Origin of the sequence: Actinoplanes sp. CA-051413 (assembly GCF_050955795.1) — a bacterium.
In the GTDB taxonomy this organism is placed as follows: Bacteria; Actinomycetota; Actinomycetes; order Mycobacteriales; family Micromonosporaceae; genus Actinoplanes.
On sequence record NZ_CP192100.1, the window covers coordinates 4,236,205 to 4,262,224 of the forward strand.

29 protein-coding genes are annotated in these 26,020 nt (G+C 70.8%); 16 read left to right on the plus strand and 13 right to left on the minus strand.

The features are described from left to right. Nucleotides 1–3 precede the first annotated feature (3 nt). The 9 genes from ACQP2Y_RS19700 to ACQP2Y_RS19740 all read left to right on the plus strand — a co-directional run bounded on the left by ACQP2Y_RS19700 (nt 4) and on the right by ACQP2Y_RS19740 (nt 6,171). Nucleotides 4–888 (plus strand): DUF58 domain-containing protein, encoded by an 885-nt coding sequence (locus ACQP2Y_RS19700; RefSeq protein WP_433730297.1) that lies wholly within the window; start codon nt 4–6, stop codon nt 886–888. Then, nucleotides 885–1,859, plus strand: a complete 975-nt coding sequence (locus ACQP2Y_RS19705; RefSeq protein ID WP_433730299.1) for a vWA domain-containing protein — start codon at nt 885–887, stop codon at nt 1,857–1,859. The genes ACQP2Y_RS19700 and ACQP2Y_RS19705 overlap by 4 nt, the downstream gene beginning before the upstream one ends. Next, nucleotides 1,859–2,929: a VWA domain-containing protein gene (locus ACQP2Y_RS19710; protein WP_433730301.1), complete on the plus strand. Its 1,071-nt coding sequence runs from the start codon at nt 1,859–1,861 to the stop codon at nt 2,927–2,929. The genes ACQP2Y_RS19705 and ACQP2Y_RS19710 overlap by 1 nt, the downstream gene beginning before the upstream one ends. A gap of 167 nt (nt 2,930–3,096) precedes the next feature. Continuing rightward, nucleotides 3,097–3,798 carry a hypothetical protein gene (locus ACQP2Y_RS19715; protein ID WP_433730303.1) on the plus strand — a complete coding sequence of 234 codons (702 nt, stop codon included), beginning with the start codon at nt 3,097–3,099 and terminating at the stop codon, nt 3,796–3,798. A 5-nt stretch (nt 3,799–3,803) separates the two neighbouring features. Further along, entirely contained in the window at nt 3,804–4,376 is a 573-nt protein-coding gene (locus ACQP2Y_RS19720; protein WP_433730305.1) for a MauE/DoxX family redox-associated membrane protein, read from the plus strand. After that, on the plus strand, nt 4,373–4,909 hold the full coding sequence (locus tag ACQP2Y_RS19725) for a hypothetical protein (protein ID WP_433730307.1): 537 nt from the start codon (nt 4,373–4,375) through the stop codon (nt 4,907–4,909). Before ACQP2Y_RS19720 ends, ACQP2Y_RS19725 begins: the two co-directional genes overlap by 4 nt. Further along, nucleotides 4,906–5,412: a hypothetical protein gene (locus ACQP2Y_RS19730; RefSeq protein ID WP_433730309.1), complete on the plus strand. Its 507-nt coding sequence runs from the start codon at nt 4,906–4,908 to the stop codon at nt 5,410–5,412. The genes ACQP2Y_RS19725 and ACQP2Y_RS19730 overlap by 4 nt, the downstream gene beginning before the upstream one ends. Continuing rightward, nucleotides 5,413–5,589 carry a hypothetical protein gene (locus tag ACQP2Y_RS19735; protein ID WP_433730311.1) on the plus strand — a complete coding sequence of 59 codons (177 nt, stop codon included), beginning with the start codon at nt 5,413–5,415 and terminating at the stop codon, nt 5,587–5,589. It abuts the gene before it with no gap. A gap of 78 nt (nt 5,590–5,667) precedes the next feature. After that, complete coding sequence (locus tag ACQP2Y_RS19740) at nt 5,668–6,171, plus strand: hypothetical protein (protein ID WP_433730313.1); 504 nt, start codon at nt 5,668–5,670, stop codon at nt 6,169–6,171. Between the two features lie 51 nt (nt 6,172–6,222). Here ACQP2Y_RS19740 and ACQP2Y_RS19745 read toward each other — a convergent pair whose 3' ends face one another. Together ACQP2Y_RS19745 and ACQP2Y_RS19750 are read right to left on the minus strand one after the other, a co-directional pair. Beyond that, nucleotides 6,223–6,543: a DUF6193 family natural product biosynthesis protein gene (locus ACQP2Y_RS19745; RefSeq protein ID WP_433730315.1), complete on the minus strand. Its 321-nt coding sequence runs from the start codon at nt 6,541–6,543 to the stop codon at nt 6,223–6,225. 12 nt (nt 6,544–6,555) lie between these two features. After that, nucleotides 6,556–7,242 carry a DUF4232 domain-containing protein gene (locus tag ACQP2Y_RS19750; RefSeq protein WP_433730317.1) on the minus strand — a complete coding sequence of 229 codons (687 nt, stop codon included), beginning with the start codon at nt 7,240–7,242 and terminating at the stop codon, nt 6,556–6,558. Nucleotides 7,243–7,366: 124 nt separating this feature from the next. Between ACQP2Y_RS19750 and ACQP2Y_RS19755 the strand changes: the two genes are divergently transcribed. After that, entirely contained in the window at nt 7,367–8,362 is a 996-nt protein-coding gene (locus tag ACQP2Y_RS19755; protein ID WP_433730319.1) for a hypothetical protein, read from the plus strand. Nucleotides 8,363–8,463: 101 nt separating this feature from the next. Here the strand turns inward: ACQP2Y_RS19755 and ACQP2Y_RS19760 are convergent, their stop codons facing one another. After that, a complete protein-coding gene (locus ACQP2Y_RS19760; RefSeq protein WP_433730321.1) occupies nt 8,464–9,126 on the minus strand; it encodes a response regulator in 663 nt (220 codons plus the stop codon). Continuing rightward, entirely contained in the window at nt 9,101–10,273 is a 1,173-nt protein-coding gene (locus ACQP2Y_RS19765) for a sensor histidine kinase (protein WP_433730323.1), read from the minus strand. Before ACQP2Y_RS19765 ends, ACQP2Y_RS19760 begins: the two co-directional genes overlap by 26 nt. Nucleotides 10,274–10,448: 175 nt before the next feature. Between ACQP2Y_RS19765 and ACQP2Y_RS19770 the strand changes: the two genes are divergently transcribed. Continuing rightward, nucleotides 10,449–12,704, plus strand: a complete 2,256-nt coding sequence (locus ACQP2Y_RS19770) for an MMPL family transporter (protein ID WP_433730325.1) — start codon at nt 10,449–10,451, stop codon at nt 12,702–12,704. Nucleotides 12,705–12,855: 151 nt separating this feature from the next. On the opposite strand, the gene ACQP2Y_RS19775 is transcribed toward ACQP2Y_RS19770, so the two are convergent. The 3 genes from ACQP2Y_RS19775 to ACQP2Y_RS19785 form a co-directional block, all read right to left on the minus strand. Continuing rightward, on the minus strand, nt 12,856–13,695 hold the full coding sequence (locus tag ACQP2Y_RS19775) for a hypothetical protein (protein ID WP_433730327.1): 840 nt from the start codon (nt 13,693–13,695) through the stop codon (nt 12,856–12,858). A 74-nt stretch (nt 13,696–13,769) separates the two neighbouring features. Next, nucleotides 13,770–14,390 carry a YdeI/OmpD-associated family protein gene (locus ACQP2Y_RS19780; protein ID WP_433730329.1) on the minus strand — a complete coding sequence of 207 codons (621 nt, stop codon included), beginning with the start codon at nt 14,388–14,390 and terminating at the stop codon, nt 13,770–13,772. Between the two features lie 63 nt (nt 14,391–14,453). Then, nucleotides 14,454–15,179 (minus strand): M66 family metalloprotease, encoded by a 726-nt coding sequence (locus ACQP2Y_RS19785; RefSeq protein ID WP_433730331.1) that lies wholly within the window; start codon nt 15,177–15,179, stop codon nt 14,454–14,456. Nucleotides 15,180–15,275: 96 nt separating this feature from the next. Here ACQP2Y_RS19785 and ACQP2Y_RS19790 point away from each other — a divergent pair, with 96 nt between their 5' ends. Then, a complete protein-coding gene (locus ACQP2Y_RS19790) occupies nt 15,276–15,761 on the plus strand; it encodes a hypothetical protein (RefSeq protein WP_433730333.1) in 486 nt (161 codons plus the stop codon). 44 nt (nt 15,762–15,805) lie between these two features. Here the strand turns inward: ACQP2Y_RS19790 and ACQP2Y_RS19795 are convergent, their stop codons facing one another. The 4 genes from ACQP2Y_RS19795 to ACQP2Y_RS19810 form a co-directional block, all read right to left on the minus strand. Next, the gene (locus ACQP2Y_RS19795; RefSeq protein WP_433730335.1) at nt 15,806–16,696 is read right to left on the minus strand and encodes an alpha/beta fold hydrolase; all 891 of its coding nucleotides are present in this window, start codon (nt 16,694–16,696) and stop codon (nt 15,806–15,808) included. 650 nt (nt 16,697–17,346) lie between these two features. Continuing rightward, nucleotides 17,347–18,882 carry an AMP-binding protein gene (locus tag ACQP2Y_RS19800; protein ID WP_433730337.1) on the minus strand — a complete coding sequence of 512 codons (1,536 nt, stop codon included), beginning with the start codon at nt 18,880–18,882 and terminating at the stop codon, nt 17,347–17,349. Nucleotides 18,883–18,890: 8 nt separating this feature from the next. Further along, nucleotides 18,891–20,003, minus strand: coding sequence for a DUF5938 domain-containing protein (locus ACQP2Y_RS19805; protein WP_433730339.1), 1,113 nt, complete (start codon nt 20,001–20,003; stop codon nt 18,891–18,893). A 2-nt stretch (nt 20,004–20,005) separates the two neighbouring features. Beyond that, nucleotides 20,006–20,809: an SDR family NAD(P)-dependent oxidoreductase gene (locus tag ACQP2Y_RS19810; RefSeq protein WP_433730341.1), complete on the minus strand. Its 804-nt coding sequence runs from the start codon at nt 20,807–20,809 to the stop codon at nt 20,006–20,008. Nucleotides 20,810–20,989: 180 nt separating this feature from the next. Here ACQP2Y_RS19810 and ACQP2Y_RS19815 point away from each other — a divergent pair, with 180 nt between their 5' ends. Together ACQP2Y_RS19815 and ACQP2Y_RS19820 are read left to right on the plus strand one after the other, a co-directional pair. Further along, nucleotides 20,990–21,661, plus strand: coding sequence for a TetR/AcrR family transcriptional regulator (locus ACQP2Y_RS19815; RefSeq protein WP_433730343.1), 672 nt, complete (start codon nt 20,990–20,992; stop codon nt 21,659–21,661). A gap of 107 nt (nt 21,662–21,768) precedes the next feature. Then, nucleotides 21,769–22,935 carry an extracellular catalytic domain type 1 short-chain-length polyhydroxyalkanoate depolymerase gene (locus ACQP2Y_RS19820; RefSeq protein ID WP_433730345.1) on the plus strand — a complete coding sequence of 389 codons (1,167 nt, stop codon included), beginning with the start codon at nt 21,769–21,771 and terminating at the stop codon, nt 22,933–22,935. Here ACQP2Y_RS19820 and ACQP2Y_RS19825 read toward each other — a convergent pair. Both ACQP2Y_RS19825 and ACQP2Y_RS19830 read right to left on the minus strand, forming a co-directional pair. Next, nucleotides 22,917–23,564 carry a CoA transferase subunit B gene (locus ACQP2Y_RS19825; protein WP_433730347.1) on the minus strand — a complete coding sequence of 216 codons (648 nt, stop codon included), beginning with the start codon at nt 23,562–23,564 and terminating at the stop codon, nt 22,917–22,919. The two genes, ACQP2Y_RS19820 and ACQP2Y_RS19825, sit on opposite strands and share 19 nt — an antisense overlap. After that, entirely contained in the window at nt 23,564–24,322 is a 759-nt protein-coding gene (locus tag ACQP2Y_RS19830) for a CoA transferase subunit A (protein WP_433730349.1), read from the minus strand. The genes ACQP2Y_RS19825 and ACQP2Y_RS19830 overlap by 1 nt, the downstream gene beginning before the upstream one ends. Before the next feature lie 248 nt (nt 24,323–24,570). Between ACQP2Y_RS19830 and ACQP2Y_RS19835 the strand changes: the two genes are divergently transcribed. Both ACQP2Y_RS19835 and ACQP2Y_RS19840 read left to right on the plus strand, forming a co-directional pair. After that, nucleotides 24,571–25,329 (plus strand): ABC transporter ATP-binding protein, encoded by a 759-nt coding sequence (locus ACQP2Y_RS19835; RefSeq protein WP_433730351.1) that lies wholly within the window; start codon nt 24,571–24,573, stop codon nt 25,327–25,329. Next, nucleotides 25,316–26,011, plus strand: coding sequence for an ABC transporter ATP-binding protein (locus tag ACQP2Y_RS19840; protein ID WP_433730353.1), 696 nt, complete (start codon nt 25,316–25,318; stop codon nt 26,009–26,011). The genes ACQP2Y_RS19835 and ACQP2Y_RS19840 overlap by 14 nt, the downstream gene beginning before the upstream one ends. The last annotated feature ends 9 nt before the right edge of the window (nt 26,012–26,020 follow it).

Consider the following 26,020-nt stretch of genomic DNA (forward strand, 5'->3'; position numbering starts at 1 on the left):
GCGATGGCCACTGCCAGCGACCGGTTGCTGCGCCGCCTGGAATGGCAGGTGGTGCGCCGCCTCGACGGCCGGCTGCAGGGCGCGTACCGCACGTTGTGGCACGGCGCCGGCACCGACTTCACCGACCTGCGCACGTACACGCCCGAGGACGACGTCCGGCACATCGACTGGAACGTCACCGCGCGCCTGGACGAGCCGTTCGTGCGGCAGTACTCCGAGGACCGGGACATGACGGCCTGGCTGGTGCTGGACCGCTCGGCGTCGATGCGCTTCGGCGCGGCCGGGCACGGCAAGGACTCGGTCTCGGCCGAGCTGGTCGTCGCCCTGGCCCGGCTGCTCAGCCAGGGCGGCAACCGGATCGGCGCGATCCTGTATGACAACCGGGCGCACCAGGTCATCCCGCCGCGCACCGGACGCAACCAGATCCTGCGGCTCGCGCACGAGCTCACCAAGCCCCAGCCGGCCACCGGGCCCGGGGCGACGACCGACCTCGCCGCGATGCTGCGGCTGGCCGCCGCCACCACCTCGGTACGCCGCAGCCTGGTCTTCGTGGTCTCGGACTTCATCGGTGACCCGGGCTGGGACCGGCCGCTGGGCATGCTGACCCACCGGCACGAGGTGGTGGCCGTGCGGATCGTCGACCCGGCCGAGCTGGAGCTGCCTGACGTGGGTCTGGTGCTGGTCGAGGACGCCGAGACCGGGGAGCAGTTGCTCGTCGACTCCAGCGACCCGTTGCTGCGCCGCCGGCTGGCCGAGCAGGTCGGCGCCCACGAGCAGGCGGTGACCGAGGGCATGCGCCGGGCCGGGGTCCGCCCGCACCGGATCACCACCGACCAGGACCTGCTGCGGGCGCTGGTCGGTCTCGTGCTGCAGTCGGGACGGCGGTGACCGTGCGGTATCCGTTCATGCTGGTGGTGGCGGTGGTGGTCACGGCGGGGGCCGTCTGGGCGTACCTGATCCTGCAACGCCGCCGCACCGCCGCGCTGGCCGCGTTCGGGGTCGGTGGCCCGGGTGGATCGCGCCGTGCGGCCGTGCGCCGGCACCTGCCGTACGCGTTGCTGCTGGCGGCCCTGCCGCTGCTGCTGGGCGGGCTCGCCCGGCCGCAGGCCACGATCGACGTGCCGCGCGTCTCGGGCACGGTCGTGCTGGTCTTCGACGTCTCCAACAGCATGGCGGCCAAGGACGTGGCGCCCAACCGGCTGGCCGCCGCCCAGGCCGCGGCGACGAGTTTCGTCGAGGAGCAACCGGACACCGTGGACATCGGCGTCGTCGTCTTCGGCGACCAGGCGCTGACCACGCAGGCGCCCACCGACGACCACGCGGCGGCGCTGGCCGCGATCAACCGGCTGACCGCGACCGGCGGCACGTCGCTCGGGCAGGCGATCCTGGCCGCGCTGACCACGATCACCGGCAAGCCGGTGACCCTGCCCGAGGCCGGTGCGGCGCCGCCGCAGCTGGGCTACTGGGGATCGGCGAGCGTCGTGGTCCTCTCCGACGGCGAGGACACCGGAGACCCCGCGCAGGCCGAGGCGGCCGCGGACCTGGCCGCCGCGGCCGGGGTACGCATCCAGACCGTCGGCGTCGGCACCACCGCCGGCGCCACCGTGCAGGTCGAGGGCTACCAGCTCGCGACCAAGCTGAACGAGCAGGTGCTGCGCGGCCTGGCCGACGCCACCGGCGGCACCTACCTGACGGCAGGGGACTCCGGCGCGCTGGCCGCCTCGACCCGGTCGATCGACCTGAAGCTGACCAGCCGCAAGGAGCCGGTCGAGCTCACCGGCCCGGTGGCCGGGCTCGCCCTGCTGCTGCTCGCGGCCGGCGCGCTGCTGATGATCCGCTGGCACGGAAGGATCGTCTGATGTCGCTGAGCTGGCCGTGGGCGCTGGCCGCCCTGCTCGTGGTCCCGGTGCTGCTGCTGGCCCGCTGGTGGGCCAACAAGCGACGCAAGCGCGCGGCCCTGCGGGTGTCGAGCGTCGCGCTGATCCGCGCGGCCCTGCCCGGCCGGTCGCAGTGGCGGCGGCGGATCCCGGTGATCCTGTTCCTGACCGGCCTGCTGGCCCTGGCCGGCGCGCTGACCCGCCCGCAGGCGTCGCTGGCGGTGCCGTCGACCGAGAGCACCATCATGCTGGCCATCGACGTGTCCGGCTCGATGTGCGCGACGGACGTGGCCCCGAACAGGCTGACCGCGGCGACCGAGGCGGCCAAGAAGTTCGTCGAGGACCAGGACGGCCGGACCCCGATCGGCCTGGTGGCGTTCTCCGGTATCGCGGCCCTGCTGGTGCCGCCGACCACCGACCAGCAGGCCCTGCTGAAGGCCATCGACGGCCTGACCACAGCCCGCGGCACGGCCATCGGCCAGGCGATCCTGACCGCGATCGACGCGGTGGCCGAGGTGAACCCGGACGTGCCGGCAACCGGCGTCGACCTGGGCGACGGCCCACCGGGAACAACCGTCACCGACTACGAGCCGGACACGATCGTGGTCCTCACCGACGGCGCCAACACCCGCGGCGTCGATCCGGTGACGGCCGCTGAGCAGGCCGCGGCCCGGCGGCTGCGGGTCTTCACGATCGGCTTCGGCACCACGAACCCGAGCCAGATGGTCTGCACGCCGGAGCAGGTGGGCAGCGGATCCCCGATGCGCGGCGACCCCCAGGGCTTCGGCGGAGGCGGCGGCCGCAACCCGCAGATCGACGAGGAAGCGCTGACCCAGGTCGCCGACCTGACGGGCGGCCGCTACTTCCAGGCCGAGGACTCGGAACAGCTGAGCGACGTCCTGGGCGACCTGCCGAGCGAGATCGGCCTGCGCCGCGAGGACGTGGAGATCACCGCGTGGTTCGTGCTGGCCGGGACGCTACTGGTGTTCGCCGGGCTGGGTCTGTCGTTGTGGTGGAACCGGGGGCCCGCAGTCCGTCGCCGTTCCCTCTAGCGGCGATTTCGATCAATCCATTGTGTCTGACCTTTCAGCGCCTCTTTCGGTGTCCTATTTGACGCAGTGTCCGCACCGAAGGAATTGAACTCCTTGAATTCGTTCACTGCTGGGGATAGCGTCCCTACCGGCTAGTGACATCGCGCCTTAACGACCGGGGAGTTAAGATGGCAGCGATTACGAAGCGTTATGCCTTCCTGAAGCCGGACCTGGCTGACGTGGAGGTTTCCTTTCCGAAGGTGACGGCCGGGGCCGGAGTCTGCTCCAGCTTCGCGGTCCTCAAATTCGGCGATATCGAGGTCGAGCTGAACGACTCCAGCGCGGCCATGCTGCCGGAATTCTTCGAGGCCGGATCGGCGGTTCCGGACGGCGAGATCACCCTCGCCACCGGGTGGCCGGTGGCGATCGCACGAATCGACGCCGCCACGGGTGGCGGGATCTGTTTCGGGATCAAGGTGGGCGAGCGGGTGCTGCTCGGCTCGGTGCCGGTCACCATGTCACTGGAGAAGCTCGCCGGTTGGCTGGGCGATCTGCAGATCACCGCGACGAGCGCCGGCCTGACCGTACTTCCGACCCGGGCCACCTGGTCACCCGACCGCCAGGCCAACATCGTGCTCGGGGTGACGTTGCAGTCCGGCCAGTCCAGTCTGCTGGACATCCGGCCGGCCTTCAAAAGTGTCAAGCCGGCCCGCTCCGGGGTGGCGGTCGACGGCGGCTATCTGTCCCGGCAGGGCAGTGCCGACCAGCAGGAATACCTGGTGCTGAGCGCCGCGGACCACGTCGTCTACATCCTCAGCCCATCCGGGCGGGATCTCGACGAGGTGGCCGCACTCGGCTCGAGTGTGACCGTACGCCCGGCCCCGCGCTGACCGGCGTGGAACTCTTCGTCCTGGTCTCGATCCTGAGCACCAGTCTGATCCTGCTGGCCGCGGGCATCCAGCACCTGGCCGCCAACGCCACCTTCCGCTCGCGACTGCGGGCGCACGGCGTGGCCGGGCCGCGAGCGGGCCAGGTGATCGGCGCCGGCCTTCCGATGCTGGAAGTGCTCGTCGCAGCCGGGACCTTCGCAGCCGTCGCGACCTCGAACAGCACGGGCCTCATCGCGTTCCTGCTCGTGCAGGCCGCCCTCTACCTGGCCTTCGCCGGTTATCTGGCCCGGGTGGTGCAAGCGGGGAACGCGGGCGTCCCTTGTGGATGCGGTCCCGCTGAGGTCCCGGTCGGCCGTTCGGCGATCGCCCGCGCGATCTGTCTGGGGTTGTTGTCCGGCGCGTCGGCGGCCGGTGTCGCGGCGCTGGATACCGGCGCCGTGGCCCTGCACGCCGATGCCCGTGGCCTGCTGGCCGCTGCGGCCGGTGTCACCTTCGCGATCCTGCTGGTGATCCTCGCCTCCGCTCGCCGGCTGGAAGCAATCGAGCCCCGTCCCGACGACCTGATCGGATCAGCATGACCACCACGACGGCTGCCCTGGTGCTCGCCTGGATCGCCATAGTTCTGCTCGCCCTGGCCACCGCGGGGCTGCTGCGCCGGGTCGAGCAGCTCAGCGCGCGCGGCACGGTGACCGCGGAGCCGGTCGTCGAACCGGTCCGCGGCCTGCGACTGCCCCTGGACCAGCACCTCGGCGAGCTCGCCGGCGGGTCCGGCGAGGTGCTGGTGTTGTTCGCCTCCACCTCCTGCGCCACCTGCCAGACCGCCGTCGACGGCATCGTCGCGGCGGATCCGGCCGATTTCCGCGTTGCCGTGGCGGTCCGGGAGCCGACCTTCGGGCCGCTCGAGGTGCCGTCCGGGTGGGTGCACCGGACCTCCGCACATGCTCTGTTCCAGATCATGCGCATCCCGGCCACGCCCTACCTGGTCCGGCTCGGGCCGGACGGCACCATCGTCGACTCGGCGATGGTCGTCGGCTCTTTCGACATCAAGCATTGGCTGACCCAGCAACCCGCGGTCGCGAACGCGGCCGGACGGGAAGGAGCCCGAACATGACCATGTCCTATGCCGACATTCCGGTGACCGATGAGAACGTCGCCAAGGCGCGTCTGCGCACCCCGGCCGCGAGCCGCCGGGCTGTTCTCCGTACCGGTGTCGCGGTGGTGACCGGAGCGGCGTTCAGCACCCTCGAAGTGGTGAACTCCGCGGTGGCCAAGGCGGCGTACTTCCAGGACTGGACCAGCACGTCGACCGGCCCGTGCGGCGCCGGCAACTACGCCAGCAGCCACACGGAGAACGGGATCAAGTGCGGGCCGTCCCTGGTGTGCACGGCGTGCTGCTGGACCGCCGCGAACAGCGGAGGCAACCGGAAAGGGTGGCACCGGACCGGCGAGGTACGGCCGGTCGAGTACAGCCAGCGGCCGGACCAGTGCTGGAACGGCACGTACGACTCGTGGCGCTGGCGGTTCAGCGACGGGAAGACGTACCGCTGCTCGGACGGCTACCGCTACACGAACTCGACGGGCACAGTGAAGACCATCTGCCCGTGGTCGGTGTAGATGTCCGTCGGGCCGTACCGGCCGCAGGTGGCTCTGCGGCGGCTCCTCACCGCACCGCTCACCGCCATCGTGCTGCTGGGCGGGCTGACGTCAGCGCTTCTCGTCAACGGCAACCTGCCCTGGGCGATCTCCACCGTGGCCGCCGCCGCGGGGGTGTCACTGTCCGGCTCCGTTTGAGGCTTGAACAGCGCTTGGGCGCTGCGGGCCTCAGGTGGGGGCCGGAGAAGTGCGGTACCGCTCTGGGCGGTGTTCCTGGTGGGGCTGATGTCCGGTGGCGCCCTGTCCGGGGTGGCGGTCGGTCTGCTGGCCGCGTTGCTGCCGTGGACGCCGTCGCCCGGCTCGGCGCTGATCGTCGCGGTGGCCGCGATCGCCCTCACCGTCTATGACCTGTCGGTCAGGAAGGTCAACCTGCCCCAGCGCCGGGAGCTCATCCCGCAGGAGGTGTTCTTCCGCAGCCACGCCCGCGGCTTCCTCCGCTTCGGGCTGGAGTTCGGTTCCGGCACGCGCACCTTCGTGACCTCGGCCTCGCCGTACATCCTGATCGCGATGATGCTGGGTCTGTCGACGTCCTTCACCCAGGTGGTGCTGGTCGGCGCAGCCTTCGGGTTCGGCCGCTCGATCGGGCCGCTGCAGGCGATCCTGGCCGAGGACCGGTTCTGGTCGCAGGACCTGACCGGCACCGCTCGCCTCGTCGAACGGCTGGGCTCGGTGCTCGCCGCCGCGGTGACAGTGGCCTCGGCCGTCGTTTGGTTCAGCTGACGGCCGGGCCCTGCCGATGTCGAGCGCCGCGCCCCGACCGCCTGACGACGGTCAGTCGGGCAGGCTCGCGACGAGAAGCTCGACGACTTCGTGTGCTGTCGCGGCCTCACCGATGACCTGTCCGTAGCTGGCGGTGTAAATCTTGTAGGGCGGGCCGGCCAGGACGATCATCGGCAGATCGTCAGCGGGAGCGTCCGGGAACCGCCAAGCGGACCGGAAGAACCTCAGCGTTCCGTGGGTGGGAAAGCAGAAGAGGGTCCGCAGCGCCGGGTGTTCGGAGGCGGCCAGGAGGACCGGATCGTCCGACCACCAGGCCGGCCGGCCATGGACAAGCTCCCGCCAAGCCTCCGCAGCGTCAGCTGGCTGATCCATCAGGACATTCTTCTACAGTAATGGGCCGCCGGTCTCCACCGGTTCCGAGACGGAGGCGCCGGGGACAGGCCGGCCGTTCGGGTTCGCCGTGGCGGCACTGTCCGGAAGGACGCTCCAGGCGCTGATCCCCATCCGGCCGGTGCTGCCGAGGTCGAGTCCGTCGCCCGGTTCGATGATCTGGGACGGGCGCCCGGCCAGCGGGGCGATGTCGAGGAACTTCACCGTCACCGGTGGCTCCCGGATGTCGTCGTACGTGTTGCGCCAGGCCACGGCCGTGCCGGCCTGCTGTCCCGGCTCCAGGACCACCGACCTGGGCGGGTTGTCCCACGGGATCGCCGTTCCGAGGATTTCTTTGACGCCGTGCAGGATCCGGATTTTCTGCTCTGACCGATCGTCGTCGAGCGGCCGCACCGCCGGGTAGCCCTTGAGCCGGTAGGTCTTCGAGCCGCAGTTGACCAAGGTGATGCTGAGCACCCGGAGCCCCATCGCGGCGTCCCCCTCGCCGACCTGGAACCGGACACCCTCGGGCGGGCAGGTCACCGGTGTCGCCGACGGGGTCGCCAGCCCGGACGGGAAAGGCATCGGGTCGGGGAAGGCGGGTGGCTCGGAGGTGGACGGATCTGCCGGCCGCGCGCACCCGACGAGCAGCGCCGCAAAGGCCAGCGGAACGATGACGCGGCGGCCCCGGGCTTTGATCACCCGACCCATTCTGGCCGTCCCTGACAACCCTTTGCTCCTGACCAGTGAGACTTGCAGGGGAACCGATGATGCTCCGCCCGCGCCTGATCGCTTGGTTCGACAACTCGACCCCGAGGGAGGGGCAATGCACAGCCTGGTCAGGTTGGGCACGATGGTGACGGCAGTGGGCCTGGTGGCCGCGTGTGCCCGCCCGGCGGATCCTGCTCCGGCGGCGTCAACGCCGGTGCCCATCGCACCGGTCGGCGAGCAGCCCGAACTGCCGGGCGGCTGGCGTTGGGAGTCGTTCGGCGGCGTCCAGGTCGGCGTGCCCGGCGACTGGGGGTGGGACAACCAGGCGCTCCGCTTGGACGCGTGGTGCATCAAACCCGGCAACCATCCGCCCGCGGTCTCCCGCCCCGGCGCTCCGACCCCGGCCATCGCTTGCGGCAATGATCGGAAAGGTCCGCCGGGCGGGTTCCTGATCGCGAACACCGGCTGGACGGTCGGCTTCAACCGTACGGAAGAAGGCGACGGCACCGACCAAGAGGGCGACCGCACGACTGTGCGGCTGGATGGTGTCGAGGTGATCATCCAGGCGCCGAAGGAGTGGCGGGAGCGGATCGCCGCCACCGTCCATGGGGTCGAGGTTGACCACGCCGGGTGCCCGACAACCCACCGGATCAGCACAGGGCCTGATCTGCGCCCCAGACCGCCGGCAGACATCGCGAACATGCGGGGCGTGACCTCGATATCGGTCTGCAAGTTCCCCGTACCGGATGGGAGCTCTGCGCGGTTGCCCGCGCCCCGTCTGCTGTCCAGCCTGCGCCTGGACGGCGCGGCGGCCGCGGACGAGATCCGGCAGATCGCCTCGGCACCGGTCGGCGGCGGCCCGGACAACCCGGCGGACTGCGCACCGGAGGTGGCGCTCGGCGACGAGATCATCGTGCTCCTGGTGCGGTCGGCGACCGGAAAGGCGGAAGTCACGATGCGCTACGCCGGCTGCATCCAGAACGGCTTCGACGACGGTACGACGGTCCGCAAGCTGACCACCGCCGGCGTGCGCCCGCTTGTCGCCGGCCCCAACCGCGTGTACGGCGGCTTCACCGGTCACCAGGAGAAGACCGACATGCTCCTCGGTTGAGGTTCGGCCCCTCCGCGTTGGTGCAGCGGGTCTGCTTCCTGGCCGACAAGTCCGGCGCGGGGCCAGGCGGACGAAGCACGCGCTGTCGGCGGCACCCGGGCTCAGGGTCCCGGGATGATTCGGCGGGTCTCGTAGGCCCACATCGCGATCTCCACGCGGTTGCGGGCGCCGAGCTTGGCCATCAGGCTCGCCAGGTGCGTCTTCACCGTGCTCAGGCTGATGTGCAGGGCATCGGCGATCTCGACATTGGTGAGCCCCTGGGCGACGGCCAGCAGCACGTCCTCCTCGCGGGTGGTGACCGGCGAGATCGGCTGAGCGGCGGGCCGCCCGGTCGGTACCTCCGCGAACGCCCGTAGCAGGCGCACTGTGACGCTCGGCGCGATGAGCGCCTCGCCGTCGGCGGCCGACCGGACGGCCTGCGCCAGCAGATCGGGCCCCGCGTCCTTGAGCAGGAACCCGCGTGCCCCTGCGCGCAGGGCGCCGTAGACGTACTCGTCCAGGTCGAAGGTGGTGATCACGACCACGACCATCGGATCGGTGACGCCCGGACCGGCGATCAGCCGGGTGGCCTGCAGCCCGTCGACCTCGGGCATCCGGATGTCGAAAAGGCAGACGTCGGGTCGCAGGTCCCGGGCCAGCCGGACCGCCTCCCGCCCGTCGGCGGCCTCGCCCACCACCTCGACATCGGGCTGGGCGTTCAGCATGATGCGCAGCCCGGTACGGATGACCGGCTGGTCGTCAGCGACCAGTACGCGGATGGACACGGTTGTTCGCCCTTCCCCGCGGCAACTCCGCCTCGACATGCCAGCCCCGGTCGGTACCCGGCCCGGCGCTCAGCTCCCCGCCGAGCAGGGCAGCGCGCTCCCGCAGCCCGGCAAGACCGTACCCGTCGCGACCGCGGTGGGCTCGCGCGCCGTCGTCGCGGACCGTCACCCGTACCCTTTGCGGTTCTCCGGTGACCCGGACCATGACCTCGGTCGCGTCCACCGCATGCCGCATGGCGTTGGTCACCGACTCCTGGACGATCCGGTAGACCGCCGCGTCCACGGCCGGGGGCAGCGAGTCCAGGTCGCCGTCGAGGCCCAGGTCCACCCGCAGCCGGGCAGCCGGGGCGCGCAGCAGGCGCTTCAGGTCGGCGACACCGGCCGCCGGTGCGAGCTCAGCGCCGGCGCCGCTGTCGCGCAGGGTCGCGACCATGGCGCGCATTTCCTCCAGCGTGCGTGCGCCCTCCTCCTCCACCCCCTCCAGCGCCTCGACAGCGGCGGCCGGGTCAGCGCCGGCGACCACCCGACCGGCCTGGGCGCGGATCACCATGGCCGAGACGTGGTGGGCCACCGTGTCGTGCAGCTCCCGGGCGAGCCGCTCCCGCTCATGGGAGCGCACCCGCTCCAGCTGCCGTCCTCGAGCGGTCGCCCAGAACCGTACGGAGGCCCCGATCACCCCGGGCATGAGCAGGAATACGAGGCCCGCGATCTCCTCGCCGACCGGGGTGTCGTCCGTCGCAGCCGAGACCGCGAAGCCCGCGAGGATCACCACGCCGCCCAGCACGACCTCCCGGCCCGATCCCCACCGGGGCAACGCGTACACCAGCACGAGCACAATCAGGCCGGAGTTCAGGCCCACCGGTTCCCGCGGGCCCCACAGCACCGTGGCCACCTGGAGCACGATTATCGCGCCGAACGCCAGCGCGACCATCGCCAGCGGACGGGTCCGCCGCCACAGCGGCAGGACGGCCAGCCAGACGCCCAACGCCGCCGCGACCGGACGCCACACGACGTTCTCCCGCAGCGTGGCCTCCAGCATCACACTGCCCAGGGCTGCGGCGAGCAGCGCCCAGTCCCGCCACGACCGGCCCGGGACATCGGGCGGCCGTGGTTCGGTCCAGAAACTTCGCAGGTCGTCTCGCAGCACGGTCTCAGCCTAGGGAGCCCACGGCGCCGCGCATCGGCCGAAAGAACGGGGCGTCTCTCCGCCCGGGGACGGGCCGATCCGCGGCTCCCGGGCCGATGCCCGGAAGCGCCGCCGCGACGACTCTCGTCATCGGCGGTCGTGCGAAGGCGGCCGACGAGGTGGTTGGAGGACCCCCATGCTCTCGAAAGCCCTCTCCCGACTGGGTGGCAGCGCCGCCCGCCATCCGTGGCGGGTGATCGCGGCGTGGCTGCTCGCCGCCGTGCTGGCGGTCCTCGCCGCAACCGCCTTCGGCGGCCGGACCGCCGACACGATGACCGCTCCCGGACTGGACTCCCAACGGGCCGCGGAGTTGATCGAGCGGGCCGGCACCGGCCAGGAAGGGATGACCGCCCAGGTGGTCGTCACTCCCGTCGACAGCGGGGCGTCGTTCTTCGACGACGGCCCGGCGCGTGCCGCGTTGACGCGGCTGCAGGCCGAGGCGAGGCAACTCCCGCACGTGCTCGGCACCAGCGACCCGGCAGAGGCGCTCGGCCGGGGCGCGGACGCCGCCGTCAGCGCCGGCCTGGTGTCGGCCGACGGACGGATCGCCGTCATCCGCGTGCAGTACCCCGACCAGAGCCGGCTGTCAGCCGACGACCTCGACGCTCTCGTCGACCTCGGGGACCGGCTGCGCGGCGAGCTGCCGCTACGCATCGAGATGGGCGGGGACCTGTTCTTCGCCTTCTCCGGCACCGGCGGCGGCACCGGCGAGCTGATCGGTCTCCTGGCCGCGGCCGCGATCCTGTTCCTGGCGTTCGGCTCGCTCACCGCCGCCGCGCTGCCGATCGGTATGGCGGTCTTCGGCCTCACCGTCGGCGTCGCCACGATGACGGTGCTCGCGCGGGTGACCGAGATCCCGACATTCGCCCCGGTACTCGGCAGCATGGTGGGGCTGGGAGTAGGCATCGACTACGCGCTGTTCGTGCTCGTCCGGCACCGCGAATTCCTGAAGCTCGGGCTCGAGCCCCACGAGGCGGCCGGGCGAGCGGTGGCCACGGCCGGGCGACCCGTGGTCTTCGCCGGCGGCACCGTCGTCGTGTCGATCCTCGGCATGGCGGTCGCGGACGTGCCGTTCATGACAATGGGCGGGCTCGCGGTCTCCATCGTCGTGTTGATCATGGTGGTCGCGTCGGTGACGCTGCTGCCGGCCTTCCTCGGCGTCGCCGGCCCACGCCTGGCCCGGGTCGGGACGCTGGGTCGGCTGTTCGGCCGGGGCCGGCCCGGACAACGGCGGGTCGCGGTGGCGGGCGCCGCGCCCGCGCTTGGCTGGCGGCGCTGGATCGGGCACGTCAACCGGCATCCGATCCCGTACGCGGTCGGCGCGGCCGGGCTGCTCCTGGCCGCGACGCTGCCCGTCCTCGGCCTGCGCGTCGGCCTGCCCGACGACGGCTCGCTTCCGGAAAGCCGCACCGAGCGCCGGGCGTACGACCTCGTCGCCGACGGGTTCGGCCCGGGCACCAACGGCCCCCTCATCATCGCCGTCGACCTCGCGGGCGATCCAGGATCGGCGGACCGGGTCGCCGCAGCGGTCGCCGCCGACCCGGGCATCGCCTCGGTCGCGCCGGCGCGAGTCGATCAGGCCACCGGGATCGCAACCCTCGTGGTGTTCCCCACCACCGGCCCACAGGAGCGGGCCACGGCCGATACCGTCGCCCGGCTGCGCGCCGAGGTGCTGCCCACCGCAGTCGGGCAGGGCCCGTCGAACGCCCACATCGGCGGTGCCGCGGCCAGCCTGTCCGATGTCGGTCGCCGCACCAGCCAACGCCTACCGATCTTCATAGCCGCCGTGCTGGCGCTGTCGTTCGTGCTGCTGATGCTGGCCTTCCGGTCGGTGCTCGTACCGCTGAAGGCGGTGCTGCTGAACCTGCTGAGCATCGGCGCGGCCTACGGCGTCATGGTCGCGGTCTTCCAATGGGGCTGGGGTGGCGCGCTGATCGGGCTGGAGGCGACGGTACCGATCGTGTCGTTCATCCCGATGTTCCTGTTCGCGATCCTGTTCGGCCTGTCCATGGACTACGAGGTGTTCCTCCTGTCCCGTGTACGGGAGGAGTACCTGCGAACCGGCGACAACAACGAGGCGATCGTGCAGGGCATCTCGGGCACCGCCCGGACGATCACCTCGGCCGCCCTCATCATGGTGGCGGTGTTCCTGTCCTTCGCCATCTCCGACGACCCGTCGACCAAGATGTTCGGGCTCGGCCTCGCCACCGCGATCTTCATCGACGCCACGGTGGTGCGGATGGTCCTGGTACCGGCGACCATGACGCTGCTGGGCCGAGCCAACTGGTGGCTTCCGAGGTGGCTGGACCGGGTGCTACCCGGACGCCCGGCCGGCACTGACGCCATGGACGGAAGGCACGCGGATCCACAGGTGCTCGCCCGGATCCACTGACGAAACCCTCGCCCGCGAGGCGCCTCCGCCCGGCCCGGCGGAGGCGCCTGAGCCGGAACCGGCCATGAAACCTGGCAGGACACATCTGACCTTCGTACCTGCGGTCGCCTCAACGCGTGCCCCTTTTTCGGCGGCGACGTACGAACGGTCGTCAGGACGTCTCTGGGCTGCCGCCGGCCGGTGGCGAGGCGCCGGGATCGTCGCGGAAGGCCAGCCCCGCCGCCTCCATCGCCGTTCGCAGCCGGCCAAGGGCGTAGGGCCCGACGCCGTGCAGTGCCTGGACCTCGCGCTCGCTGAGTTCGGCGACCTGTTCGAGCCGGACCACGCCGTGCGCGGTGAGCGCACGTGTCGCGGGAGCACCGATGTGTGGCAGCGGAATGCCCGGCTCCGGTACCGACCGCCCCTGGGCCGGCCGGGGATGACCCTCGAAGTCCAGGACGGCGGCGCCGCGTGCCGAGAGCCGGTAGCCGATGTCGAGCGACTCGGTCAGCCCGCGCTCCTTCAGCTTGCGCACGTTCTGTTTGAACGACGGGGTGTCTCGCCCCATCCGTTGCGCGAGATCAGGTGCCCGCGTCGCCGGCAGTTCGTCGATCAGCAGCAGCGTTGCCCGGGTCCACGGCCCGGTCGGCGAGGCCCGGTCGAGCCGGTCGAGCCACGCGACGATCGCGTCGATCTCGGCAGCGTCGGGTACCGCCTCCCGCAGCGCCTGCCGCGGGTCGACGCCCGCGTACCGCAGCCCGATCCGATACACCGGCCGTTCGCGGTGCACGCGGTCCAACCCGAGGCGGAGTGCGGCCAGCGACGCCGCGCCGGCCCGGCGGGCGTCCGCGACGGTCAACGACGTCACCGGTACGCGGTCAACGGAGGTCACCTCGACCAGCCCGACCGCGGTACGCATCCGGGTACCGACCTTGAGCCGAGGCCGGTCCCACCGACGGAACGCCACATCGACATCGCCGACCCGGATCGCCGCCAGTTCCGCAGGACGCATCAGCACGCACCCAGTTCAACACACCCAACACGATCCATCCGACAGTCGCGCGCCGGCCGCCGCTGAACTTTCGGTCACGAAGGTGCGGACTGCGGCGGGTCCGCAGGCTTGGCCTTCTGTGGGTAGACCGTCTCGTGCCGGGCCAGCATCGCTACGACCTCGCGGATCTTTCGCTCGCGCGTCTCGGCCCGTTTGACACCGTTGACCCGGTGGATGAGAGCGAACCGGTTGGCCTTGGTGAGCACGTCGAACATGCGCTGGGCGTCAGTGTCAGCGGCGATCGCGGCGATGAGGTCAGCCGGCACCTCAGCTTCCGAGGGCGGGGCGTACGCGGCTGCCCATCGCCCGTCTGCTTTCGCGGCTTCCACCGCGGCGCGCCCGAGGGGCAGCATCCGCCCCTGCGTCTCCAGGCGAGCCACATGGGCGACGTTGCGCTGCGACCAGATACTGCGGGCAGTGCGCGGGGTGAACCGGATCCACGAGATGTCCTGATTGCCCTTGCGGGCCTGCCCGTCGATCCAACCGACGCACAACGCCTCGTCAACCGCCTGCTGCCAGGTCAGCGTCGTGACGGTACCGCCCTTCCTGCCCAGGGCCAGCCAAACGCCTGCCGAGGTGGCGTGGTTGCTCAACAACCACACGCGTAGCGCCTCGGCGTCCGCGACGATCAACTCTTCAAGTTCGGCTTTTGCCACAACGGCAGGCTAACCGTCGACAAGCAGCGCGCTAGATCGGCAGTACCGATGCCGACGATTCGCTCAGGGCCGGGGCGTCAAGGCGGTGTCGGCGTGGAGGCATCCGCCGGACTTGCCGACGGCGTGCAGCCCGGCCAGGTCGCCGGCGCCCCAGGTGGCGGCGTCGGCCGTCGGGCGCGCGTACATGATTTCGCGGGGGTCGTTGATGAGCGGGTGGGCCAGGCCCACGGCGTGCCCCAGCTCGTGCAGCAGCGTCATGGTCGAGGACCGGGTGGCGTCGAGGAGAACCATGCCCCTGTCGATGATCAGGGCGCTGCCTCCGGTCTCCGTGAAGCCAGGTATGTAAGTGGCGCCGCCGAGGCCGGCGTGTGCGGCAAGAGGCGTGGGGTCCTGACCCGGTACGGCCCAGGCGATGATGAGGTGCGTACCGGCCGGGTAGTTGCCCGGATCGGGGCCGGGCACGATCCGGGTGGTACCTACGTAGGCAAACGTCAAGCCGCTGGCGTGGGCGACCCGGGCAACGGAGGTCTCGACCTCGCCCAGTGAACCCTGGGGTGCATGGGTCAAGTTGACGCGGTAGTTGATGGTCTCGCAGGGATTCCAGCGTGCGACGAGCTCGTGGCCGCTACGCCGGCTGAGGAACGCGTACGCGTCGGCGTCGCCAGCTGCCGACGACGGACCGAACTGCCCCAGCAGGGGGACACTGATGGCGGCGGCCATCAGCCAACGCAGGGTACGGGCGAGCACGACGGTCCGATCTCCGAGGGCGAGTGAAATGTCCTTCGGCACGGCAGGGCTCGACATGAGCACTACGGGCGGTGGTTGAGCGAGCCGGGCGGGAGACCATGTCCTGGCAAGCGGGAAACGTCCCACAGAGGAGGCGGCGTGACGAGAGCTCCTACGGACGAGGAAGACGACCTTCCCGACTTCGGCCCTGACTCGCCCGCCGTCGACGCGGAGTCACGCCAGGCCTATATCGTGAACCTGCTCGTTGTCGCGGCCGACGACGCCAAGAACGTGACACTGATATCCACCGTTGCGGTTGCTGCCGTCGCCTTCGCCGCCAAGGAACTCGCTCGTCCGCTCAGCCACGAACCCGTCATTCTGAAGCTGCTCGGCCTGCTGGCGGCGGCTTCCCTGCTGGCCGGCGCGGTGTTGTTCTATTTCTACGCGGCGGCGATCAACCATACGAGAATGGGCCTGGTGCACCGCATCGTCTCCCGGGACGCGCGCGGCGCCCAACGCATCTGGGCCGGCAAGGAAACCGGAATCTGGCGCCGCAAGGGAAAGCTGTGGCGGTCGGGAGCGATCATGCTGGTAGCAGGCAGCACATTGGGCTGCGTCGTGGCGGCAATCGTCTTTCTCACGTAGCCCCAGGCTGCGCCGCCGTCAGAGGCTTGAGCGAGGCGGACGAATCAGCGCACGGCGTCGAGCACTCGCTGTATCTCGCTGATGACAAGCTCGGGCTGCTCCGTCTGGATGAAGTGGCCGGACTCGACGTACCGCAGCTCGCCGCGTGGAAATTGTGCGATGAATTCCTGCAGAGCCCGCCTTCTGGCCGCCAGCATGTCGGCCGCCGGCCAGCTCGATGGCAGGTTGCCCAGGCTGGTCGCGGCAAGGAGGAGCACAGGGATGCCCACGGCTTTCGGCACGAGTGACTTCGCCTGCTCGAGCGTGTCGGCAAAGTCCACGTTTTCGGGATTCTGCTCCTCTTCAGCCGTCGCTGCGGCTCGTTCCCGCTCGGGGATCAGATCGTAAAGCTCGGCCTGAGTAGGCAGGGACGGATCGATCAGCACGAGCCCTGCCACCTGGCTGGGATAGGTGCCGGCATACATGGCCGCCAGCAGCCCGCCGAACGAGTGGCCGACCAGAACATAGGGCGCGGGCACAGCGGCGACATCGAGCAACTCGTGCAGGTCACCCACACTGTCCTTGCCGGTGTGCCGCGCAGCCACCCGATCACTCGTGCCCGTGTTCACCCGGTCATAAGCACAGGTCCGGACGGCCGGAAACGCATGAGCGACGCCGGTCTGGAACCACGTCCCCAAATTCCCACCCAACCCACTCTCGAACACAATCGCGGGCGAGCCGCCACCCCGGCAGTTGAGATTGAGCTTGCGCCCACCGATATCCACCCGCGCAGCAACCCACCCGGAAGTGGCCCGAGCCGACGCAACGCCCACCGTGCCCACAGCCCCCGGATCTGCAGGACCGGCCTCACACCCGGCCACAACAGCCACCAGCACGGCCCACGAAACCCACGAGGCCAACACCGGAAACTCGCCTGCGCTCATGATCCTCGGCACAACCAATCCTCCCCGCGGGCCACCCCTCGCCGGCAAAAACGCTCCAAACAAGAACCCGCAGACAAATCAGCATCCCACGCGCAAACCCAGAACGAGTCGATCCAAAACGAGCTGATCCCGAACGAGCCGATCCAGTCCACCATCGCAAAAGGGCGACCTCAGCCAGTCCACCATCGCAAAAGGGCGACCTCAGCCAGTCCACCATCGCAAAAGGGCGACCTCAGCCAGTCCACCATCGCAAAAGGGCGACCTCAGCCAGTCCACCATCGCAAAAGGGCGACCTCGGCCAGGCCGACGTCGCAAAGGGCGACCTCGGCCAGGCCGACCTCCTGCCAAGGCCACCCAACCCGACCGCTACCCCCGCCAGTCTCTGACCGCAACCGGCGAGGTACGTCCGCAAGACCCACCACCCAAGGCCGGCCTGCCCGACAAAATCCCCTGCAAAGACCACAGCGCGGCAGCCAGACCGCCAACAGCAAGGGGATCACCCACGAAGCCCTGCAACCAGCAGCGAGCAACCAAAATCCCGGCCGGAACAGGAAACCATGCAAGGTTGGGGGCCGGGGTGACCAAGAACGGCATAAATGCTCCTCAAGCCGATCTTGGTCACCCCGGCCCCCAACCGCCCACCCGCAAGAAAACCAAGAACCCTAAGAACCAGAAGACAACCGATCCCGAATCTCCCCCTTGAGAATCTTCCCGACCCGGGACCGAGGAAGCTCTTCCCAAACCACAATCTGCTTAGGCGCCTTGACACCGCCCAGCCGCTCCCTGACAAAAGCCGTGACATCCGCCAGGTCGACCGAAAACCCCGGGGAGGGCTGCACGACCGCGGTAACCCGCTCACCCCACTTGTCATCCGGCAACCCGATAACCGCGGCCTCGTACACCGCCGGGTGGTGCATCAGTGCCTGCTCCACCTCGGCCGAATAAACGTTGTACCCACCCGTGATGATCATGTCCTTGGCCCGATCCACGATGAACAGGTAATTGTCCGAGTCGAGGTAGCCGATGTCCCCGGTGTGGTGCCAGCCGTACGCGCCGGCCTCAGCGGTAGCCGCCGGGTTCTTGTAGTAACCGCGCATCACCAGCGACCCCCGGACCACGATCTCGCCGCGTTCCCCCGGCGGCAGCAGGGCACCCGTACCGTCCATGATGGCCACCGTGACCAGCGGCGACGGGTGCCCGGCCGAGCCGAGCCGGTCCACCGCCAGCCCGCCACCCGGGTGCAGATGCTCCGCCGGGGCCATCGTCGAGATCATCATCGGGGCTTCGGACTGGCCGAAGAGCTGGCCCATGACCGGGCCGAACACCTCGATCGCCTCGGTCAGCCGGGCCGTCGACATCGGCGCCGCCCCGTACCAGAAGCATTGCAGGCTTCTCAGGTCTGTCGTGCGCACGTCCGGGTGGGCCAGGGCCAGGTAGATCACCGTCGGTGGCAGGAACGTGTGGGTCACCCGCTGCGCCTCGATCAGGTGCAGGAATTCGCCGACGTCGGGGCGGGCCATGATGACGATGCGGCCACCCAGGGCCATGATCGGGAAGCAGAGCACCCCGGCCGCGTGGGTCAGCGGGGCCAGGGCCAGGTACGTCGGGCGGCCGTTGAACGGGTAGCTCATCAGCGTGATCGCCGACATCGCCTCGAGGTTGCGGTCGGTCAGCATGACGCCCTTCGGCGTGCCGGTTGTTCCCCCGGTGCCGACCAGCATCACGGTGTCGGCGTTCGAGGGCGAGGGAAGAGCGGAGACTGGGGGAGCGGCGGTCCAGTCGGCGAAGGTCACGCCCAGGGGCGTGGGACCGTCGAGGCAGACGTAGACGCGGATCTTCGGCAGCAGCGGCGCGATCTTCTCGACCAGCGGGGCGTACGCGGCCTGGAAGATCAGGCACGTGCAGTCGAAGAGGTCGAGCAACGCCCTGTTCTCCGCGGCCTCGTTGCGCGGGTTGACCGGGCACCACACCGCCCCCAGCCGGGAGATGCCGAAGACCGCGGAGAACGCCACCGGGTCGTTGCCGGACAGGATCGCCACGGATTGGCCGGCGCGCACCCCGCTGCGGTGCAGGGCGCCGGCGACCCGGTGGCTCAGTTGCTGGACCTCGGCGTAGGTCATCGTCTCGGTCCCGGCGACCAGGCACGGCTCGCCGGGGCCGAGCGAGGCCCCCTTGTCCAGGTAGTCGACGAGAGCCATCGCGGAGCTCAGCGGGCGACGGTGACGACGGGTTCGAGGACCAGTCCGAACGTGCGCAGCACGCCGAGCAGCTCGCGGTGCCCGAACGCCTGGCAGGCCGAGGCCAGGCCGGTCCGCCGGGGCGCCTGCTGGACCAGTGACTGCGCGGCCCAGGCCTGCAGCAGGCCGGTCTGCTTGTAGTTGGAGTTGCCGTGGATGACGCAGTGCGCGCGGCCCAGCGGGCCGGAGGCGTACACGGAGTCGACCGAGGTGTTCAGGCGTGGGTTCTCCCGCGGTGGCATGCCGGTCTGCCACTGCTCGGCGATCGCGGCGAGGGCGGGCCCCTGCTGCTCGGCCGGCAGGGTCTTGATCTCGGCCTGCACCATCATGGTGGTCGCCGCGACCGCCTCCATGACGTCGCGGTTCATGACGCCGCCGATCGCCCGGCAGGTGGCGACGCGCGGGTCGTCGGCGAACCAGACCGGGTGGCACATGCCGCCCCAGGGCAGCGCCAGGGAGGTGGCGTGCCGGCCGGGCACGGTGACCTCGAAGCGGGCCGTCGGGTCCCATTGCACGTACTTGTTCTCGGCCAGGTGGAACCAGTCGGCGGCCAGGATCGCGAAGATGGTCTGCGTCGACGCGATGGTGGGCGCACCTTCCCACAGCACCAGGATGTCGAGGGTGTCCATGCCGGGATGTTCGAGGCACAGGTTCGCGGCGATCTCGCCGGTCGTGTACATCTGCGCGACCCCGGGGGAGATCAGCAGGCCCGCGTCGGCGTACGGCCGGCCCCACTTCTCCTTGGCGTGCAGCAGCCAGTCCTGCTCGCCGGTGGTGTCCAGGTAGTGGCAGCCCGCGGCCAGCGCCGCCTCGGCCACCGGGTCGCCGAGCGTGATGAACGGTCCGACGGTGTTGCACACGACGCTCGCGCCGCGGAACAGCTCGGTGAGGGCGCCGACTTCATGCTCGACCTCCGCCACCTCGTAGTCGGCAGTCTCGATGCCCGGCACCCGGTCCAGTACCTCCTGCAGCCGGTCCTTGTCGCGGCCGGCGGCGATGAAGGGCAGGTTGAGCTCGCGCAGGTACTCGCAGATCAGCCGTCCGGTGTAGCCGGAGGCGCCGTAGACCACGACAGGACGCATGGTCACATCCCCATTCCGCCGTCGACGGGCACGCCGGCGCCGGTGATGAACCGGGCCGCGTCGGAGGAGAGGAAGACCACGACGTCGCCCATCTCGCGGGCCTCGCCGAGCCGGCCCATCGGGGTCTGGTCGACGACCGCGGCGATCGCGTGGTCGGTGCTGGCGAACAGTCCGATCGCGGTCACGTCGACGGCGAGCTTCACCCCCATCTCGGTCGGGACCAGACCGGGATAGATGCAGTTCACCCGTACGCCGTAACCGAGCTTGCCGGACTCCATGGCCGCCACCCGGGTCAGCCGGTCGACGGCCGACTTGGACGCCGAGTAGCCGGCGATGCCGGGGAAGGCGATGGTCGCCGCGACCGACGAGATGTTGACGATCGAGCCGCCCCGCCCGGCCGTCCCGCCGGGCCGCATGCTGCGGAAGGCGTGCTTGATGCCCAGGGCCGTGCCGACGACGTTGACCTCGAGCATCCGGGACAGCTCGGCCGGGTCGAAGTCGGCCAGCAGCGCGGTGACCTCGACGCCGGCGTTGTTGACCAGGATGTCGAATCCGCCGAAGCCGGCGACCGTCGTGGCGGTCGCTGCCTGCCAGGACGCCTCGTCGGTGATGTCCAGCCGGGTGAAGGCCGCGGTCGCGCCGGTCTTGGCGATCAGCTCGGCGGTCTCGCGGCCGAGGTCCTCCAGGACGTCGCCGATCATGACCGCCGCGCCGGCCTCGGCCAGGGACTGGGCGATGGCCGCCCCGAATCCCCGGGCACCGCCGGTCACGAGCGCCCGCTTACCGCTCAGATCGATTGAGGTCATGCCTGCCTCCGCTTGTGGTCACGTCGCTGTGCACCGCGGCTCGTGATGCAGGTCACAACGTACGAAGAAAACTGGACGGGTGTCAAGAAATCCTTGGACAACTGTCCAGAAGTGGCGGGCCGGCGTATCGTCCATGGTCAACGGGTCGCGCTCGGGACTGCGGCCAGGGAGGATGGGCGGGTGACCAACGCGCTGAACACCGACCGGCCGGCCGGGACGGCGACCCCGTCCGGGCCACCGAAGGCGGACCGGGTCTCCCGGCGCCAGGTCGACAAGTTCGCCCAGCGCCGCGACCAGCTGGCCGCAGCGGCGCTGCAGACGCTGGCCGAGCTGGGCTACGCGCGCACCAGCCTGCGCGAGATCGCTCAGAACACGGACTTCTCGCACGGCGTGCTGCACTACTACTTCGCCGACAAGGTGGATCTGATCATCCACTGCGTCAAGCACTACAAGGCGATCTGCGTGCAGCGCTACGACGAGATCCTGGCCGCCTCGGCCACCGCCGACGAGCTGGCCGAGGGCTTCGCCGCGGCACTGGCGGTCACGGCCGGCGAGGACGCGACCCTGCACCGGCTCTGGTACGACATGCGCTCGCAGTCGCTGTTCGAGCCGGCGTTCCGCGCCGACGTGCTGGAGATCGACGACAGCCTGCAGCGGATGGTCTGGCGGGTGGTGAGCCGCTACGCCGAGCTCAGCGACCAAGAGCCCACCGTCGTGCCGGCGACGGCGTACGCGATGTTCGACGGCCTCTTCCAGCACGCGCTGCTGCGCCACCTGGCCGGCGCCCCGGACGCCCTGGACACCTTGCGGGCCGAGGCGCTGACGCTGCTGCCCCGCCTGACCCGGGACTGAGCGCACACTCCAGCACCCGGCGATGTGTGAGTCGTGGCCATGTCACAGGTCTGTCATACGGCCGTAACGTCGGCGACATCGACCACCATCGAAGAGTGGAGGCTCTGATGGGTCCGCTCCGCCGTCTCCGCCGCAGTTTGGTCACCGTCCTGCTCGTTGCCGTCGCGGGGCTGGCCGCCCCCGCACCGGCCCTGGCCGCCGGCCTGGAACCGGTCACCTCGTTCGGCTCCAACCCCGGCAACCTGGCCATGTACGTCTACCGGCCCGACGCCCTGCCGGCCGGTTCCCCCGCGGTCGTCCTGCTGCACGGCTGCACCCAGAACGCCGCCGGGTACTTCGCCAACTCCGGCTGGCGCAAGTTCGCCGACCAGGCCAAGTTCGCCCTGGTGCTGCCCGAGCAGCGCACCGCGAACAACTCCAGCTCCTGCTTCAACTGGTTCGCCGCCGGCGACACCGCCCGCGACCAGGGCGAGGCTCTGTCCGTACGGCAGATGGTCGACCGGGCCGTGACCGCCTACGGCCTGGACCGGGGGCGGGTCTTCGTCTCCGGGCTGTCCGCGGGCGGGGCGATGAGCGCTGTCATGCTCGCGACCTATCCCGACGTGTTCGCCGCCGGTTCGGTGGTCGCCGGGCTGCCGTACCGGTGTGCCACCTCGCTGAGCCAGGCCAGCGGGTGCCAGTACACGCCGCCGGACCGGACGCCCGCGCAGTGGGGTGACCTCGTCCGCGGGGCCTATCCGGGTTACGCCGGGGCGCGGCCGCGGGTGGCGATCTGGCAGGGACAGGCCGACTACACCGTGGTGCCCGCCAACGGCGTGGAGCTGCGCGACCAGTTCACCAACGTGCTGGGCGTGCCGGTGCAGCCCACCTCGACCAGCTCACTGCCGGCCGGCACCACGCTGGAGGTGTACGGCGCCGACCAGGTCCGGCTGTACCGGGTGGCCGGCATGGGCCACGGCACTCCGGTCGATCCCGGGTCGGCGGCCGAGCAATGTGGCACGGCCGCCGCGTACTTCCTGGACACGATCTGTTCGGCGTACCGGGACGCGGTGTTCTTCGGCCTTGCCGCCGGCGGGGGCGGGCCCGGCGAGCCCGAGCCGCCGGTCCCGGCCTGCGTGACCACGACCAACTACGCGCATGTGCAGGCCGGCCGGGCGTACGTCAGCGGCGGGTACGCCTACGCGCAGGGCTCGGGCCAGCGGATGGGCCTCTACAACGTCTTCACCTCGACCCAGCTGTGCGAGCAGAGCCCGGGTCACTGGGTGATCGGCTGATCGACCAGCAGGTGCGCGTCCGTGGCGGCGCGCACCTGCGGCAGCGTGGCCCCGGGCGCCAGCTCCCGCAGTGCGAAGCCCGCCGGGGTCACGTCGAGCACCGCCAGATCGGTGATGACGCGCTGCACGACGCCGCGGCCGGTGAGCGGCAACGTGCAGCGTTCGACGAGCTTGGCGGCGCCGTCGCGGCTGCGGTGCTCCATCAGCACGATGATCCGGCCGGCCCCGTGCACCAGGTCCATCGCCCCGCCCATGCCCTTGACCAGCTTGCCGGGCACGGTCCAGTTGGCCAGGTCGCCGCCGGCCGAGACCTGCATGCCGCCCAGGATCGCCACGTCCAGGTGCCCGCCGCGGATCATCGCGAACGACAGGGCCGAGTCGAAGAACGCGGCCCCGGGGAGCACGGTGACCGTCTCCTTGCCCGCGTTGATCAGGTCGGGGTCCTCCTGCCCGGCGTACGGGTAGGGCCCGGTGCCCAGGATGCCGTTCTCGGAGTGCAGCACGACGTGCACTCCCGGCCGCACGTGCGCGGGCACCAGGGTGGGCAGTCCGATGCCGAGGTTCACGTACTGGCCGTCGGTCAGCTCCTGGGCCGCTCGCCCGGCCATCTCGTCCCGCGTCCAGGCCATCACCGGCCTCCCGCGCGGGTCGCCCGGCGCTCGATCCGCTTGTCGCCGGGATCGCGGACCGCGACGACCCGTTGCACAAAGATTCCCGGCAGGTCGACCCGGCCCGGATCCAGCTCGCCCGGCTCGGCCAGCCGCTCCACCTCGGCCACCGTGATCCGCCCGGCCATGGCGCACAGCGGGTTGAAGTTGCGGGCCGCCGCGTGGAAGATCAGATTGCCGTGGCGGTCGCCCACCGCCGCCCGGACCAGCGCGAAATCGCAGACGATGGCTTCCTCCAGCAGGTAGGGGCGCCCGCCGAACTCGCGTACCTCGCGTGGGGGAGAGGCCAGGGCGACCGAGCCGTCACCGCGGTAGCGCCAGGGCAGGCCGCCGTCGGCGAGCAGGGTCCCCGTGCCGGCCGGGGTGTAGAAGGCCGGGATGCCGCTGCCACCGGCACGCAGCCGCTCGGCCAGAGTGCCCTGGGCGACAAGCTCCACCTCCAGCTCACCGGTGAGGTAGCGCCGGGCGAACTCCTTGTTCTCGCCGACGTACGAGCTGGTCATCCGGGCGATGCGGCCGGCGCTGAGCAGCCGGCCCAGGCCCGCGTCGTCGACGCCGCAGTTGTTGGAGACCACCCGCAGGTCGGTGGCCGGCCCCGCGAGCAGGGCGTCGATCAGCTCCGCCGGTACGCCGCAGAGCCCGAACCCGCCCACGGCCAGGCTCGCGCCGGACGGCACGTCGGCGAGCGCACGGGCGGCACTGGTGACTGTCTTGTCCACGATTCCTCCTCGCGAGGCACCGTAAGCGCGCAAGTGATCTCCGGCTATGTGCGCCGGAACCACAAATTGGCGGCGCTGTCTGTACTTACCCCGGAACGGCTGGTGACGCCGCATGGCGGAAGTCGCCAGCAAACGGCCGTCGATTGTGTGCAGAGCCCACATAGCTGGCCGTGAATCCGGCCCATAGTGTCTTGCGTCACAGGGCACCGCCGATCCGCGGTCGTCGCCCCCACTCAGAGGAGGTCAGGATGCCCCCGCCGATCCTCCAGGCCCGCGGGCTCGGCAAGCAGTTCCGCGGGTTCCGGGCCGTCGACGGTGTCGACCTCGACATCGCCCCGGACAGCGTGCACGCCCTCGTCGGCCCCAACGGCGCCGGCAAGTCCACGTTGTTCAACCTGCTCACCGGCTTCCTGCGGCCCAGCGCCGGCCGGATCACCCTGGACGGCGCCGACGTCACCGGGCTGCCGCCCGAGCGGGTGGCCCGGCTCGGGGTGGCCCGCTCGTTCCAGATCACCACCCTGTTCCCGCAGGTCACCGCCCGCGAGCACGTGGAGCTGGCGCTGCAGGCCCGCACCGGGCTGGGCTGGCGGTTCTGGCGCTCGGAACGGCAGCTCGGCCGGTTCCGGGACCGGGCCCTGGAGCTGCTCGACGACGTCGGTCTCACGGACGCCGCCGAGGTGCCCGCCGCCGCGCTGGCGTACGGGCGCAAGCGGGCCCTGGAGCTGGCCGTGGCGCTGGCGCTGGACCCGCGGGTGTTACTGCTCGACGAGCCCACAGCGGGCATGGGTGCCGAGGACATCGACCGCACCATCGCGCTGATCCGCCGGATCCGCCCGGGCCGCACCGTCGTTTTGGTCGAGCACAACATGAGCGTGGTCCGGAACCTGGCCGACCGGGTCACCGTGCTGCAACGCGGCACCGTGCTGGTCGAGGGCGGCTACGCCGAGGTCCGCGCCGACCCCCGCGTCATCACCGCCTACCTGGGAGAGTCGCATGCTGACCGTTGAGGGCCTCGACGCCTGGTACGGCGAGGCGCAGGTGCTGCGCGACGTGAACCTGGTCGTCGCCGAGGGCGAGATCGTGACGCTGGTCGGGCGCAACGGCGCCGGCAAGACGACCCTGCTGCGCTGCGTCATGGGCCTGCACCCGCAGTGCACCGGACGCATCAGCCTCAACGGCGACGCCGCCTTCGGCACCCGGCCCGCGCACCGGCGGGCCCGGGCCGGCATCGGTTACGTGCCGGACGACCGCGGCATCTACGCGACCCTCAGCGTCGAGGAGAACCTGCTGCTGCCGCCGGTCGTCGGTCCCGACCCGTGGTCGCTGGGCCGGATCTACGAGACGTTCCCGGTGCTGCGGGAGCGCCGGCGTTTCGCGGGCACCCAGCTCTCCGGCGGCGAGCAGCAGATGCTGGCGCTGGCCCGGGTGTTGCGCAGCGGCGCCCGGATGCTGCTCTGCGACGAGCCCACCGAGGGCCTGTCGCCGCTGCTGGTGCAGCAGATCGGCGACATCCTGCGCGAGATCAAGGCGGCCGGCGTCACCGTGCTGCTCATCGAGCAGAACCTGCACTTCGCGACCACCGTGGCCGACCGCCACCACCTGCTGGCCGAGGGCCGGGTGGTCGAGACCCTCGACAACGGCGCGGTCCGCGAGCGCGAACACGAACTTCTCGCCTACCTCGGCATCTAAGGAGACCCC